This is a genomic window from Microbulbifer guangxiensis, assembly GCF_021729075.1.
In the GTDB taxonomy this organism is placed as follows: domain Bacteria; phylum Pseudomonadota; class Gammaproteobacteria; order Pseudomonadales; family Cellvibrionaceae; genus Microbulbifer; species Microbulbifer guangxiensis.
Window position 1 is genome coordinate 270,194 of sequence record NZ_JAJSAQ010000004.1, and the last position, 15,358, is coordinate 285,551.

12 protein-coding genes are annotated in these 15,358 nt (G+C 60.6%); 4 read left to right on the forward strand and 8 right to left on the reverse strand.

Annotated features, from left to right (window positions below):
• Nucleotides 1-71: 71 nt before the first annotated feature.
• Nucleotides 72-3,206, reverse strand: coding sequence for an efflux RND transporter permease subunit (locus tag LVD12_RS10750; RefSeq protein ID WP_237067712.1), 3,135 nt, complete (start codon nucleotides 3,204-3,206; stop codon nucleotides 72-74).
• 2 nt (nucleotides 3,207-3,208) lie between these two features.
• The gene (locus LVD12_RS10755; protein ID WP_237067713.1) at nucleotides 3,209-4,462 is read right to left on the reverse strand and encodes an efflux RND transporter periplasmic adaptor subunit; all 1,254 of its coding nucleotides are present in this window, start codon (nucleotides 4,460-4,462) and stop codon (nucleotides 3,209-3,211) included.
• Between the two features lie 244 nt (nucleotides 4,463-4,706).
• Between LVD12_RS10755 and LVD12_RS10760 the strand changes: the two genes are divergently transcribed.
• A complete protein-coding gene (locus LVD12_RS10760) occupies nucleotides 4,707-7,052 on the forward strand; it encodes a Tex family protein (protein ID WP_237067714.1) in 2,346 nt (781 codons plus the stop codon).
• 71 nt (nucleotides 7,053-7,123) lie between these two features.
• On the opposite strand, the gene LVD12_RS10765 is transcribed toward LVD12_RS10760, so the two are convergent.
• Entirely contained in the window at nucleotides 7,124-7,504 is a 381-nt protein-coding gene (locus LVD12_RS10765) for a VOC family protein (protein ID WP_237067715.1), read from the reverse strand.
• Between the two features lie 335 nt (nucleotides 7,505-7,839).
• Between LVD12_RS10765 and LVD12_RS10770 the strand changes: the two genes are divergently transcribed.
• Nucleotides 7,840-8,391, forward strand: a complete 552-nt coding sequence (locus LVD12_RS10770; protein ID WP_237067716.1) for a hypothetical protein — start codon at nucleotides 7,840-7,842, stop codon at nucleotides 8,389-8,391.
• Between the two features lie 198 nt (nucleotides 8,392-8,589).
• Here LVD12_RS10770 and LVD12_RS10775 read toward each other — a convergent pair whose 3' ends face one another.
• The 3 genes from LVD12_RS10775 to LVD12_RS10785 all read right to left on the reverse strand — a co-directional run bounded on the left by LVD12_RS10775 (nucleotide 8,590) and on the right by LVD12_RS10785 (nucleotide 11,291).
• The gene (locus LVD12_RS10775) at nucleotides 8,590-8,988 is read right to left on the reverse strand and encodes an amidohydrolase family protein (protein ID WP_255771882.1); all 399 of its coding nucleotides are present in this window, start codon (nucleotides 8,986-8,988) and stop codon (nucleotides 8,590-8,592) included.
• Between the two features lie 6 nt (nucleotides 8,989-8,994).
• On the reverse strand, nucleotides 8,995-9,507 hold the full coding sequence (locus tag LVD12_RS10780) for an amidohydrolase family protein (RefSeq protein ID WP_237067717.1): 513 nt from the start codon (nucleotides 9,505-9,507) through the stop codon (nucleotides 8,995-8,997).
• 86 nt (nucleotides 9,508-9,593) lie between these two features.
• Nucleotides 9,594-11,291 carry a phytoene desaturase family protein gene (locus LVD12_RS10785; RefSeq protein WP_237067718.1) on the reverse strand — a complete coding sequence of 566 codons (1,698 nt, stop codon included), beginning with the start codon at nucleotides 11,289-11,291 and terminating at the stop codon, nucleotides 9,594-9,596.
• Between the two features lie 134 nt (nucleotides 11,292-11,425).
• Between LVD12_RS10785 and LVD12_RS10790 the strand changes: the two genes are divergently transcribed.
• Nucleotides 11,426-11,848, forward strand: a complete 423-nt coding sequence (locus LVD12_RS10790; protein ID WP_237067719.1) for an organic hydroperoxide resistance protein — start codon at nucleotides 11,426-11,428, stop codon at nucleotides 11,846-11,848.
• Between the two features lie 81 nt (nucleotides 11,849-11,929).
• Here LVD12_RS10790 and hutG read toward each other — a convergent pair whose 3' ends face one another.
• Nucleotides 11,930-12,886: a formimidoylglutamase gene (gene hutG, locus LVD12_RS10795; RefSeq protein WP_237067720.1), complete on the reverse strand. Its 957-nt coding sequence runs from the start codon at nucleotides 12,884-12,886 to the stop codon at nucleotides 11,930-11,932.
• Complete coding sequence (hutI, locus tag LVD12_RS10800; RefSeq protein ID WP_237067721.1) at nucleotides 12,870-14,099, reverse strand: imidazolonepropionase; 1,230 nt, start codon at nucleotides 14,097-14,099, stop codon at nucleotides 12,870-12,872. Before hutI ends, hutG begins: the two co-directional genes overlap by 17 nt.
• Before the next feature lie 353 nt (nucleotides 14,100-14,452).
• On the opposite strand from hutI, the gene hutC reads away from it, so the two are divergent.
• Nucleotides 14,453-15,247, forward strand: coding sequence for a histidine utilization transcriptional repressor HutC (gene hutC / locus LVD12_RS10805; protein WP_237067722.1), 795 nt, complete (start codon nucleotides 14,453-14,455; stop codon nucleotides 15,245-15,247).
• Nucleotides 15,248-15,358: the final 111 nt, after the last annotated feature.

The window sequence follows — 15,358 nt, forward strand, 5'->3', positions numbered from 1 at the left end:
ATCAGTCCTTGCTGGGAGGGGAAATATGAAAACGCCGACTCGGGGTCGGCGTTTTCTCTGTGGCTGGTAGTTTAGGCGTTTTTGAGCGAGCCCGACAAATCCTCGCTGCTTTCGCGGGGCCCATGGACCTTGGCACGCATAATCTCCACCACCTTGTACAGGTTCGGCACCAGGATGAGGGTCACCGCAGTTGCAAACAGCACGCCGAAGGCCAGGCTGACCACCATCGGGATCAGGAATTTCGCCTGCAGGGAGCGCTCGAACATGATCGGCACCAGCCCCACGAAGGTGGTGATGGAGGTCAGGATAATCGGCCGGAAGCGGTCGCTGCCCGCCTGCTTGACCGCATCCAGTACTTCCATGCCCCTGTCGCGCAGCTGATTGATACGATCCATCAGCACCAGGTTGTCATTCACGACCACCCCCGCGGCCGCCAGGAATCCGAGCATCGACATCATGCTGATGTCATAGCCGGTAATCAGGTGGCCAACGATACCGCCGAAGAATCCGAACGGCACTGCCGTGAGGATCAGCAGCGGCTGTGAGTAGGAGCTGAAAGCAATGGCCAGCAGCGCATAAATGGTGAATACCGAAAGGATGAATCCTGCAGCGAGCGCAAAATTAAACTCCCGCTGCTCACGCATTTGCCCTGCAGTCTTCAGGCTGAAACCCGGGAATTCACGCTCCCACTCGGGGAAGGCGGTTTTACGCAGATCCTGCAACACCTTGAAGGACTCGGTCGTGCCGGGCTCAATATCGGCAGTGATGCGCACCGAGCGCTCTCGGTCATTTCGACGGATGGTGGTGAAGCCGGGCACATAGACCGCATCCGCCACGGCGCTGAACGGAGCCTCACCCTCCGGCGTACGGATACGGATGCGCTCGATCTGATCCTCGCCAGCGCGTTCCTCCTGCGGGTAGCGCACCATCACCCGGACATCTTCCTTGCCCCTGGGAATACGCTGCACTTCTTCCCCATAAAAACCCTGGCGGACTTGCCGCGCAACATCCCCCAGGGTCACCCCCATATTGGTGGCATAGGGCTTCAGCTGGATTTCGACATCCTGCCGCGCACTGGACAGATTATCGCGCACGTCATAGAGCCCCTGGTAAGAGGCAAGCTTGGCTTTGACGGCATCCGCCGCCCGGCGCAGCTCGGCCATGTCACCAGAGCCCGTACTCAAATGCAGGGCCAGGCTCGGACCGTTGTTATTGATGCTGGATACGATGCGCATATCCTCAACGGTACCGGGAAGCTCACCAATGTATTCGCGCCAGCGCAGGGCCAGCTCATTCGGGGAGATATTGCGTTCCTCGCCAGGAACCAGCTGCAGGTTCACGTAGATGTTGCCGCGCCAGAGGAACATGATGCTGTTCCGCAGGAAAGGACCACCGTTCTTCTCCAGCATCTCCGGATCCTGTTCCAGCCGATCTGCGGCCGCAACGAACTGCTTCATGACCCGTTCGGCCTCTTCGAAAGACTCCCCGGCAGCCATGCTTGCATTCAGCCTCAACATATCGGAGGCGACATCCGGCATAAAGCTGGTTTTCAGGTAGCCCTCCTTGTAGACAAATACAGCCGTCAGCAAGGCGAAGAAAAAGATCGCCACCGTCACCCGGCTGTTACGCAGGGTTTTTTCCAGCAGGGGCTGGTAATAACGATCCTTTGCCATGCCCAGGGCACCGGCAAAGTGCCCCCTGAATACCTGGAGCCTGCGACCGATACCGGACTTGGCCGGCTTCTCGGGCTGCAGGCTTGCCAGGTGCGCAGGCAGGATCAGCAGCGACTCCACCAGTGAGAACAGCAGGCACAGCAACACCACCGCACCCAGCGCCAGCGCCTGGGTGGCAGCACCGCCCGGGAGGAACAGCATGGGGATGAAAAACACCATGGTCGAGACAACGGCAAAGATCACCGGTTTGGCCACCTGCTTCACACCCGCCTCGGCCGCCGCGAGCCCCCGGGCACCCTCGTCATGGGAAGCATGTACCGCTTCACCGACGATGATCGCATCGTCTACCACGATCCCCAGGATCAGGAGGAAGGCGAACAGGGACAGCATGTTCAGGGTGACACCGGTGAGGGGCAGCAGCCACAGGGCGCCCATGAAGGCGGTGGCGATACCCACAGTGACCCACACTGCCAGCGCGGGCCGGAGGAAGAGCATCAACAGCAGGAAGACCAACACCAGGCCACCGGCGGCATTCTTGAGCAGCAGGCCCATGCGATCGGCGTACAGGTTGGAGTTGTCAGACCAGATCTCCAGCTGCATACCCGGAGGCAGCTCTTTGCGCACCTCTTCTACAAAGGCGCGTACACGCTCGGCCGTGGCGACCACGTCCAGCGGCTCCCCCTGTAATACGCGCAGGTTCATGGCCGGCTTGCCATTGAAGCGAATGACCGAACCCTCTTCCTCGAACCCATCGCGAATGGTCGCAATATCCCGCAACAGCAGGACTGTGCCATCCGGACGGCTCAGCACCGGGATCTGGCCGAACTCACGGGCGGTATAGGCCTGGCCCCGGGTCTGGACCTGGATATCCCCGCGATCCGAACGAATCATGCCAGCGGGCAGATCCAGCGACGAGCGCCGCACCGCATTGGCCACATCATCGAAACTCAGGTTGTAACGACGCAGGTCGAGCTCTGAGACCTCGATCGACATCTCATCCGCACGCTCGCCCCAGATATCCACCTGGCGGACGCCGCGCAACAGCACCAGCCGGTCCCGCAGGTTCACCGCAGTTTGCTTGAGCTGGCGCTCGGACACATCGCCGCCGAGGGCGATATGCATCATTTCCTGTTCCCACTCCCGCATGGCGACCACAGGCCGCTCGATGTCCCCGGGGAAGGTGTTGATGCTATCCACCTTGACCTTGATATCGTTCAACAGGCGGAGCTCGTCGTATCCCTCTGTTGCCTCGACGTGGACACTGGAGTGACTACGGCGGGAGAAGGAGTTCACCTCCTTGATGCCCTTGATGTCGGTGATGGCCTGCTCTACCCGGACGGTGACCTGCTGCTCGACTTCTGCCGGGCCCGCGCCCGGATAGGAGATCTCAACAGCAACCGTATTCGAGGGGCTACTGGGGAAAACCTCACGACCGACGCTCATGATGCCGAAAGCACCGCCGATGAAAATCATGATCATCAGCAGGTTGGCTGCTTTGCTGTTGCGGACGAACCACCCGATCACACCATTCATGATCAGCGCGCCCCCTCAGCGGTACCACCGGCGCCAACACGGGCTGCAGTGGCGCCCTCGTCGTTCAACTCCCCGCTTACCGCCTTGTCACTGAGGATCACGTCCGCCGGTTTTTCGTTGACGGGATTGCCGGTGATCACCATGCCCTCGCGGGAATAGCCCAGGCTGGAGACAATCACGCGTTCACCGGTCGCGATATCACCACGCACCCAGACTTCCTCGCCCACGGTCTGCAGCAGTTCAACATTTTTGATGCGAAGCCTGTTCTCGGCATCGAGCACCAGCAGATGGTCACTCTCATGCAAAGCCTGGCGGGGCAGGCGGACTACACCGTCGAACGTCTTGCCGGCGATATCCGCCTCCACGAACAGACCGTTTACCAGCGGCGCTTCCCCCTCATAGGGGTTCGGCACTTGCGCCACCGCGTAGACGAAACGGCTGTTGGGATCGATGCTGGCCTCGGTACGCACCAGCTGGCCGCGCCACTCACGCTGCTGACCAGCGATCTGCGCGCGCAGACGCACGGCGGGCCCGCTCTCGATGGACTGACCCAGCGGCAGTTCCAGCAGCGCCAGCTGGCGATCGGTCAGGGGCAGGCGCACCTCGGCAATGTCGGTACTGTGAATTCTGGCCAGCCTGGTACCCGGGGTGATGTACTGACCCAGGTCGACAAAGGTTTCTACCACGCGACCCGCAAACGGGGTCTTCACCCGGGTCCGCTCCAGGTCCAGCTGGGCCTGGTCTCGATCGGCACGGGCCGCGGCCACCGCCGCTTCCGCCGCCGCCAGCTGGGGCTTGCGCAGGAACAGGGCATTGGCTTCTTCGGAGCCCAGGTCGCGCCACTCACGCTTGGCCTGCTTCGCGCGGCCCTGCTCCTGGGCCAGGGTAGCCCTGGCATTGGCCAGCTGGGACTCGGCGCGGACCAGCTGGTGGCGATAGTCGGCGGACTCGATCTGCAGGAGCGACTGGCCAGGCTGGAAAAAACCGCCCGCGACGAACGCATCATCAACCTTTTCGATCGCGCCACCGACCCGCGCCACCACTTCGATCTCGTAGCGCGCGCGCACTGTGCCCTGACTGGGCACCAGCAGGGCTTCCCGGCCGGGCTGCACATACATGACATCCACCACCGGCGGCACGCTGGCCTGAACAACTTTTTCCTCTGGCTTTGGCGCCATCAGGAAAACCAGAGCGATCGCGGTCGCGCCAGCCGCAACAACGATTCCCAGAAGCTTGTTTTTCTTGGAAATTTTCACAGATACCCTCAATCCGGCAACGGACCCAAAAGTGATCAAATTTTGACTAGCTGCGCATTCTACTGGAGTTCAGCAACAAAAAAAGCGCTTTCGGGTGCAGGTCGTCGCAGGGGGCTGCAGTTCGCCGCAAACCTTTCTCGCAGCGCGCGGCTCCCGCATAATGCCTCTCCTGAATTCACCGGCGGCGCCATCCACAGTCGCCGGGCAAGATGTACCCTCCGCAGAACGGATGTAAGAAAATAAAATGCTGGATATCAACGCCCGAATCGCCGAAGAACTCAACGTACGCCCGCAACAGGTGTCCGCCACCGTCGCCCTGCTGGACGAAGGCGCCACCGTCCCGTTTATCGCCCGCTACCGCAAAGAGGTAACCGGCGCCCTGGATGACACCCAGCTGCGTACCCTGGAAGAGCGCCTGCGCTACCTGCGCGAACTGGAAGAGCGCCGTGCCACCATCCTGAAGAGCATCGACGATCAGGGCAAACTTACGCCGGAACTGGCGAACCAGATCAATGCGGCGGACACCAAGAACCGCCTCGAAGACCTCTACCTGCCTTACAAGCCCAAGCGCCGCACCAAGGGCCAGATTGCCATCGAGGCCGGCCTGGAGCCGCTGGCGGATGCCCTCTATGCCAACCCGGCACTGAACCCGGAAGAGGAGGCGCAGCAGTACCTGAATACGGACAACGAGGACCCGTCCCTGCACGTCAAGGACATCAAGGCGGCTCTTGACGGAGCCAAGTTCATCCTGATGGAGCGCTTTGCCGAGGATGCCGAGTTGCTGGGCAAACTGCGGGACTTCCTCAAACGCGACGGACAGGTGAAATCCCGCGTGCTGGACGGCAAGGAAGAGGAAGGAGCCAAGTTCCGCGACTACTTCGACTACGCCGAGGACTGGTCCAAAGTACCTTCCCACCGCGCCCTGGCTATTTTCCGCGGACGCAACGAAGGCATTCTCGCCATCAGCATCGGCCTGGAGGACGACGAAGAGCGCCCCGCCACCGCCGGCCACCCCTGCGAGACCATGATCGCCAGACACGTGGATATCACTGACCAGGGCCGTCCGGCGGACAAATGGCTGGGCGAGGTGGTGCGCTGGACCTGGCGCATCAAGCTGCTGACCACCCTGGAAACCGACCTGATGGGTGAGCTGCGCGAAAAAGCCGAGGAAGAGGCCATCAAAGTCTTTTCCCGCAACCTGAAGGACCTGCTACTGGCCGCGCCCGCGGGCCAGAAAGCCACCATCGGCCTCGACCCGGGCCTGCGCACCGGCGTGAAAGTGGCCGTGGTGGACGCCACCGGCAAGCTGCTGGACCACACCGCCATCTTCCCCAACCCACCGCAGAACCGTCTTCAGGAATCCGCCGCCGTGATCGCCGCCCTGAGCGAGAAATACGACGTGGGCCTGATCGCCATCGGCAATGGCACCGCCAGCCGCGAGACCGACAAGTTCGTCGGCGAGACCATCAAACAGTACAAGCTGAAAGCACAGAAGGTGATGGTCAATGAGGCCGGCGCCTCGGTCTACTCCGCCTCCGAATTTGCCGCGCGGGAATTCCCGGACCTCGACGTGACCATCCGCGGTGCCATCTCCATCGCCCGCCGCCTGCAGGACCCGCTGGCAGAACTGGTGAAGATCGAACCCAAGTCCATTGGTGTCGGCCAGTACCAGCACGATGTCTCCCAGACGCAGCTGGCGCGCTCCCTGGACGCAGTGGTGGAAGACTGTGTAAACGGCGTCGGTGCCGAACTGAACTCCGCTTCCGCGCCGCTGCTGGCGCGGGTATCCGGCCTCAGCAATTCCATTGCTGCAAACATCGTTACCTATCGCGACCAGAACGGTGCCTTCAGGAGCCGCGACCAGCTGAAGGAAGTCCCGCGCCTGGGCCCCAAGGCATTCGAGCAGGCCGCCGGCTTCCTGCGTATCAACAATGGCGAGAACCCGCTGGACAAATCCGGCGTGCACCCGGAAGCCTACGTGGTGGTGAAGCGCATCGCCGAGAAGAGTGGCCGCGAGATCAACAGCCTGATCGGCGACTCCACTTTCCTACGCAAACTGAATCCGGCGGACTATACCGATGAAAAATTCGGTGTGCCCACAGTGACCGACATCATCGCCGAGCTGGAAAAACCCGGCCGCGACCCGCGTCCGGAATTCCGCACCGCCCAGTTCGAGGAGGGGGTGGAAGAGATCAAGGACCTGCGACCCGGGATGGTGCTGGAAGGCACTGTCACCAACGTCACCAACTTCGGTGCCTTCGTCGATATCGGCGTGCACCAGGACGGACTGGTACACATCTCCGCCCTGTCAGAGAAGTTCGTCAAGGATCCACACGAAGTGGTCAAGGCCGGCGATATCGTCAAGGTGAAGGTGATGGAAGTGGACGTGGCGCGCAAGCGCATCGGCCTGTCCATGCGCCTCTCCGATGAACCCGGTGAGCAGGGTAGTGGCGGTGTCAAGAAGGGCGATCACCGCGAGAGCCGCCAGGCCAGCCGTCACAATAATCGCAACCGCCAGCAACAGGGTGGCGGCAAGAGCCAGGGCAGTATGGGTGACCTGCTGATGGCGGCGATGAAAAACAAGAAATAAAGCCGGCACCGCAAAACAAGAAGGGCGATCCACGGATCGCCCTTCTTGTTTTTGTTCCGAGTAGTCCGGCCTCAGGGCATCCGGTACATGGCACAAACCTTGTTGCCGGCCGGGTCGCGCAGATAGGCCAGGTACAGTTTCATACCCGAGCCCTCGCGCACGCCGGGCGGGTCCTCGCACTCGCTGCCACCATTGGCCAGCCCCGCCGCATGCCAGGCATCTGCCGCTTCCGGGCTCTCGGCCGCGAAACCGATGGTGCTGCCATTGCCGTGGCAGGCCGGGTTACCGTCAATGGGTTTGGTAATGGCAAAGACACCACCATTGCCAAAATAGAAACAGCGCCCCTTGGGATCCATCGAGCCCGCCTTGTACCCCAGCGCCCCTAGGGTCGCATCGTAAAATCTCTTTGACTCTTCGACGTCGTTGGCGCCGACCATCACGTGACTAAACATGTACATTTCCTTCTTTCTTTACTTCACATTGGCGCACCCCAGCCACGCCACCCGAAGCCATAAAATCTGACGAAAAGCTGGATATTAGTCTGTTCTCTGAATCTGTTGCAATCGGCACAAGCAAGTCATTTTTTGAGCGGATCCTTGCCGATCCAACACCAGATGAAAAAAAATCCGCCAATCTCAGCCAAATTTTTGCCACACAGGCAGCAATAGCCAAAGATATTCAACTACTGGCTAACCCCGGAAAGGCGATTAAAAGCCGTACAGGCATTCTCGCACCAAAATGTCGGCCGGCCGCACTCAAGCAAAATCAAATTAATGGACTGCAAATAATGATAAAGCGATCAATCCTTGCCCTGATTTTCCTCCTCCACTGGACTCCGGCATTCGCCAACAATGCTGAAATCACTGATCGTATGCAGGGGTATTGGGATGCTTACTCCGGCACTGATTTTATTGCTGCCGCCGAATATATCCTCCCATCCGACCTCGAGTTACTCAAAGAGGAGCTGTTACCTCTATTTCTCACGGCCGGCCAGAGCAGTAATCCGCAGGTACGAGCCTTTGCAGACCACTTCTTTGGAGACACTGATAATGGAAGTCGCAAGGATTTGAGTCGAACCGAAGTATTTGCTCGACTGAATCAGCTCGTTGCCGCAATGAGCCCTCAAACATTCGAAATACTGAACTCATCATCCATCACAGTGACCGAAATCAGCATGACGGACAGCGAACACGGTGTCGTAGCGTATCAAGTCAGCATTCAGGGCACTACGGGGGAAGATTTCGAGCGCGTGGCCAAGAATAATTCAAAGTGGTACATCCGCCTGAAAGAAGCGCCCAGCACCACTGCTGGTAAATTCCGGATGATACTCGGCATATAACTTTCCTATTGGACATGCCTGCCACTTCACCGGACTGAAGTAATCAGTGTAACCAGCTTGCCCTGGCGAGCTGGTATTTTTTTCAGGCAAGCTCCAAACTTGACGACACAGAATGTGTCCGCCCTGACCTTCTTTTCCTGATGCCTCAAAAAGAACAACAAGCTTTGCTGCTGACATCTTGAACGAGGCCTGCACTATTCATCGTCGATGGTGCCCCTCAATCAGCTCTTGTTCGAGCCGCAGGAAACGGGCCGCATTACCGTAGAAGATCTTGCGTTTCTGCTCTTTCGTGAGGAATGGTGCCGACTCGATCGCCTCGATGGAGAGTTCTATGGCATCCGGCCAGAGCATCTGGCAGCTGCCAAACATGATTCTGTCGACAAAGCCTGCCTCTACCAGTTCGCGCAGGTGCTGGTGGAAAACCTCCCGTGGCAACGACCAGTTGATCCCTGCCACATCGACATAGACCTGTGAGTGCTCCTCCATCAGTGCCAGCATCTCCTCAAGCATCGGCCAACCCGAATGGGTGACATAAACCCGCAGGTCCGGGTGGCGCTCCAACACCTGCTGCAAGCTGGCAGGATTGTTGAGAGTCAGGTCCCGCTAGGGGATAGTCGGCCGCCAGACCGCCTCATGGGGTAATATCCCCATGTGCACCCCGACAGGAACATCCAAGTCCTCTGCCAGGGAAAAATAAGGCTCCATCCTGGGTGCATCGATGGCAATTCCCCTGCGCTGAGGCCTCGACTCGGTCAGCACCCAGCACTCCCCGCTCTGCAGGCGCTCGCGCAGGGTAGAGACACTGTCCCTGCCGCTGATCCCGCAGCCCGGCAGAATCCTCCCCGGTGCTTCCTGCCGGTATTCTTGCAGTTCGTGACCATCAGTCACTGCAAGAACAATATTGTGCTGCTCCAGGGCAGCGAGCGTTAACACCTGCAGTGCCGAGCTGGAACTGGGAGAAACAAAGTCCAATAGTAGATTCTGTTGATAGGGCTCGCGCACGGTGTACGAGTGCAGGTGCATATCAATAATCGGCGTCCTGTCAGCTGCATTCACCGGAGTGGCCAATGCGACAATGCAGCCCAGAAATGCACGATTTATCAGGCTTGTTGTCATGGTTTTCATCCCTGACTTTCTTGTTCCTGATGAATGACCCGGAGCACTAAAACCCTCTGTAGCCCCGGGCTGAATCAATTGTGGCTTCAGGCAGACCTCACCAGCCGTCCGCTCACATCTCCACGGTTCTTTGCGGAATTGCCGAATACTTTTTTCAACAGGAGGGCACCGCGCCGCCACCCGAGTATTGCCTGTGCGGTCAGCATGCCACCGAACATCGCCCCGGCCACGCCACAGCTCATGATGTCCTGCCCGGTCAGGTAGAGCCCCTTGATGCGAGTCCCGGGGCGCAGCCACTGTTGCCGGAAACGGCCGGGGTCGTGGTCGAGTCCGTAAATCTCCCCACGCTCATAAAAGCAGAAGTGTCGGGTCGATAACGGCGTGGACAGCTCGTGGTAATCAATCTTTCCTCGCAGCTGCGGGAAGTGCCGATACAGATGCTCCAGCAGGCGTTGACTGAAACGCTCCTTGAGCTGCTCGTAACTTTGCCCTCGTTTACCCCAGGGCTTGTCCTGCCACTGCTCGAACCAGGCATAGGGGCCGGGAGCCACGATTTCTATGGTGGCCCGGCCGGGGTAACGCCTGCAGAATGTCGGGTCCTTGGCCGACGGGAATGAAATATACACCAGCGGGATTTCCGCGTCGGGGTCGTCAAGGAAGCGCTGGATATCAGCGCTGTAATCTTCACTCGGGTAAAGCCAGTAATTGGTCCTGGGCAGCCCGAGCTCTTCTGCCGTCTGTTGCAGGCCGATATACAGGCACAGGTGAGACATCGAGGGCTGCACCTGTGCCAGGTCATGGTGATAACCGGCCTGCTCCGTCGCGCTCTCGGGCAGCAGCTTTTCAAAGGTGTTGAAGACGCCAGTGCTGGAGATGACGACAGGCGCGGCGATCTCAGTGCCATCCTTCATGCGCACGCCACTGGCGCGATTGCCCTCCATGAGGATGGTATCCACCTCGGCATAGGTGAAGACTTCACCACCACCGGCCTGGATCTGCGGAACAATGGTGGCCGCGATCTCACTGGAGCCACCCACCGGATAATAGCCACCATAGAGATAGTGCTTCACGATCAGCGCATGGATGATGAAGCTGCCCTGTTTCGGCGGCATGCCATTATCGCCCCACTGGCCGGTCAGCGCCGCGATGAGCTTTTCGTTATCGGTCAGCTCACGCAGGACTTCGTAGGTGGTCCTGTTGAGATAATCCGGCAGCCGCCATTTTTTCCACAGTGAAATTAGCGGCGCGCACCACCCGGGCAGGATTTTTTCCAGCGTCAATAAACGCATGGCACGACCAACGGCTGAGACTCGCTGCAGGTAACGCTGCAGGACCTGTTCCTCTCCGGGGAAGTGCTCCAGTAAACCGGAGATAAACTGCTCCCGCCCAGCGCGGATATCGAACTGCTCGTCGCCGATACAGATACGGTCGTAGGTGCTGTCCATTGGCGTCCATTGCAGCTGACCGCCGGAGAGGAAATCGAACAGCTTGCGGGTCATGGTCGGATGGCTGCCTACATCACCGATGTAATGCACCCCCACATCCCATTCATAGCCATTGCGCTCGTAGGCGTGGGTGAAGCCCCCGGCGGTATAGTGCTGCTCCAGCACCAGTACTTTCTTGCCGGCCGTACTCAGAAGCGCTGCCGTGGTCAGCCCGCCGATGCCGGAGCCGATGACGATGGCATCGTAGGGACCTTCGAGCCGGTTCGGACGGTAGCGCCTGCCCACACGAGTGTGCGGGCGGCGTGTTGGCTTGGATGTAGCAATATCCCGATCCGGCATGTCAGAACCTTTTTTTAATTATTCTGATTGCCACTTTAATAACACCCCGGGCCGTGCGCAATTACCAGTCAGCTCGCGGGGCTTGACCTCGACTACACTTTTCCCTCGATTCAGGCCAGATGACAGGGACCAACATGAAGGCGCTTTACACGGCAGTTGCTACAGCCACCGGCGGAAGGGACGGCAAAGCCAAGAGCGATGACGGCAGACTGGAGGTTGATCTCAGTGTGCCCGAAGAGATGGGCGGTGACGGCGGTAAGGGCACAAATCCGGAGCAGATGTTCGCCGCCGGCTATGCCGCCTGCTTTATCGGCGCAATGAAATTCGTCGCAGACAAAGAGAGTATCGACGTGCCGGATGGTGTCAGCGTGCGTGCAGAGGTGGGTATCGGCCCCGCAGGCAAGGGCTTTGGCCTGGATATCGACCTGCACATCAACTTGCCGGGTATGGACAAGGGCGATGCAGAGAAAATTGCCAACCGCGCCCACGACGAGGTCTGCCCCTATTCGAACGCCACCCGCAACAATGTGGACGTGCGTTTGCATATCGACACCTGATGCAGGTCCGTCCGAGCCTCCCCATATGTCTCGCCACTACATGATGGATGATGGCGAAATGGCGAAAGGTATGGCAGGAGGTCAGTGGCCCGTCACCCCGTTGGCGACCTGGAAGGCGATCCGCGCCGCTGTGCGGGCACCGTGGTCTTCGATATCGAAGTACGGATTGAACTCGGCCAGGTCGGCCAGGCAGACCTTGCCGGACTCCAGTACCGTATCCAGCAGGGGCTCGAGCAACTCCAGCGGTACGCCGCGTGCAGCCGGGGCACTGACCGCAGGCATGACGGCTGCCGGCAAGACATCCAGGCAGACGGTCAGATAGACGAAATCCACCCCGCCGATAAAGTCGGCGATACGCTTCTGGGTCTGGTCGAGCGCCCAGGGCGTAATTTCCCGGTCGCGGATCACGCTGGCGCCGAGCTCATCGGCACGGTTGTACAGGGCAGGCGTGTTGGCGGCATCGGAAGCACCGACGCACAGGTAATTGAACGGCTTGCCGTTGATCTCGCACTGTTCGGCGATCTGGTAGAAGGGCGTGCCCGATGACCCCTTGGGCTTCGGCAGTCGCAGGTCCAGATGGGCATCAAAGTTGACGATGCCGAGGGTCTTTTCCCGCTGCTGCTCACGCATCCAGCGGGCGACGCCCTGGTAGCTGCCGAAGGCAATTTCATGGCCGCCACCCAGCACCAGCGGGAAGTGCCCGTCGCTGAGCAACTCCGTGACCCGGGCACCGAGCAGGGACTGGGCCGACTCCAGATCCTCTTTCTCCACCCGTACGTTACCCGCATCGTAGAGCGGGGTGCCGAAGGTGGCGGGCAGGTTGGCCATCGCCATACGCAGGATACGCGGGCCCTTGGCGGCACCGATGCGACCCTTGTTGCGACGCACGCCCTCATCGGAGGCAAACCCGAGAATCGCCAGGCCCGGTGCACTGTCGAGCTGCAGTGGCGTGATGCGCTGGTGCCAGCGCTCGCCGGCCTTACCGTCTTCACGATCGGTGCGGCCACTCCACAGGCGCATATCAGCCAGCTGTAACATGTCTGCCTCCAAAGTAAATCTGGGCCGGTTTCAGGGCGCCGAATTCGTATGCCAGCTGGTCCGGGGTCTCCATGGGCCACAGCACCATGTCCGCCCGCAGCCCTGCTCGCAATACCCCGCGGGAGCAGCACAGGCCAAGCGCGCGGGCCGCCGAGCGGGTTACGCCGGCGAGGGCTTCGGCCGGCGTCAGGCCGAACAGGTTGCACCCCATGTTCATCATCAGCCGCAGCGAGGCGATGGGGCAGCTGCCCGGATTGAGGTCGGTGGACAGGGCCATGCACACACCGGACGCCCGCAGTGACTCTATCGGCGGCAGCTGGGTTTCTTTCAGGGTGTAGAAGGCGCCGGGCAACAACACCGCCACGGTGCCGTTCTCGGCCATGGCGGCCACATCCAGGTTGGTAATGTATTCCACGTGGTCGACCGACAGCGCACCCGCCCTGGCCGCCATGGCCGTGGCACCGCTGCGACTCAGCTGTTCGGCGTGCGCCTTGACCGGCAGATCCAGCTCCTGCGCCCGCTCGATGACCCGCTGGCACTGCTCGACGGAAAAAGCGATGGACTCGCAGAACATGTCCACCTGATCGGCAAGCTGTTCTTTGGCCACCGCCGGCAAAATCTCGTCGCACACCAGGTCGATGTACTCATCGGCACGACCATCGTATTCCGGCGGCAGGGCGTGGGCTGCGAGGCAGGTGGTGACGACCTCCACCGGGTAGTGCTGGGCCAGTCGGCGGGCCGTACGCAACTGCTTGAGCTCCGTGTCCAGCTCGAGTCCGTAACCCGATTTGACCTCCACCGTGGTAACGCCCTCGGCGAGCAACGCCTGCAGGCGCGGCTCTGCGGCCCGGTACAGCTGCTCGGCGCTGGCAGCGCGGGTGGCGCGGACAGTGGACAGGATGCCACCGCCGGAGCGGGCCACCTCCTCGTAACTCTCGCCGCCGAGACGGCGGGCGAATTCCGATGCCCGGTGGCCGCCGTAGACCAGGTGGGTATGGCAGTCGATCAACCCCGGCGTAACCCAGCAACCCTCGCCGTCCACGGTCTCATCGGCGGCACAATCCGGCAGCTCCTGGCGGGGCCCAATCCATACGATGCGGCCGCCGGTCACGGCAATCGCCACATCCTCGATGGCACCGTAGCCGCCCGGAATCGACGGATCCATGGTGGCGGCATTGGCATTGGTAATCAGCAGGTCACAGCGTTCTGTCATGGGTTCTCTTGTTCCCGGCATTCTCGCGCAAGAAACCTCAGGCTCCAGGGCGGCGCGGTTTTCCTTTTTCTAACCATAGTCGCTCGAGTAATTGTCGAGCGGATTTGTGCGGAGCAATCGGGCTGGCAATCCCGCCCCTGCGGCCCTACCAATTAGGGCGACCGGCTTCGGGCACCGGCTTCGGGCACCGGCTTCGGGCACCGGCTTCGGGCACCGGCCAGGGCGGCAGACGACCAACAGGCCCCGCAGGACTTTACCGGCCGCCTTGACAGGCCCGGCAACGGGCAACATAGTAGCCACACCATTTGTATATACAGGCATATACAACCAAGATTGAGACTCTACAGAAGTCCATGAATACTGCAAGAAAGCCTTCATCCGGGGATACCAGGCCCTCAGCCCGGGACAACCAGATCCCGGCCCAGGGGCACCAAAGGCCGGAGCAGGGCCATGAGCCCCGCTATGCGGCCATCAAGCGCCATATCCGTGACCGTATCGAGCGCGGCGACTGGCCCGTGAATACCCGCGTGCCCTCGGAGAATCAGCTGGCCGAGGAATTCCAGGTAAGCCGCATGACTGCCCGCCGGGCCCTCAGTGAATTGACCGATGAGGGAGTACTGATGCGGAGCCAGGGACTGGGTACCTTTGTCGCCGAACCCGTGCCGGCGGGATCGCTGCTGGAGATTCGCAACATTGCCGACGAAGTCTCTGCCCGCGGTCACAGTTATAGCAGCCGCATCCTGTGCCTGGAGGAAACCGCCGCATCGCCGGCGGTGAGCCGCGCCCTGGCACTGGCAGAAGGAGCAGCGGTGTTTCACTCGTTGATCGTGCACTGCGACAACCGCCTGCCGATCCAGTGGGAGGAGCGATTTACCAATCCGCGCCTCGCACCTGAATATCTGCAGCAGGATTTCTCCGTCTCCACACCCAATGCCTATCTCTCCGCGGTGGCACCGCTGACGGAAGTGGACACCACGGTGGAGGCCATTGCCGCCGATGAGCAGATCGCCCGCGCGCTCGAGATCGCTGCGGGAGATGCTTGCCTGCAGATCTGGCGGCGCACCATGAGCAGCACCGGCGTGGTCAGCTTTGCCCGCCTGGTCCATCCGGGCAACCGCTACCGCCTGGGCGCCCAACTGAGATTCTGACCCCATTCATCGTCGTCCCGGCGCAGACCGGGATCCAGTGCCAGACTCTGGCGCAGGGGTTTCTGGATTCCGGGCGCGTCCCGGAATGACGGAGTTTTTACAAGATATTTG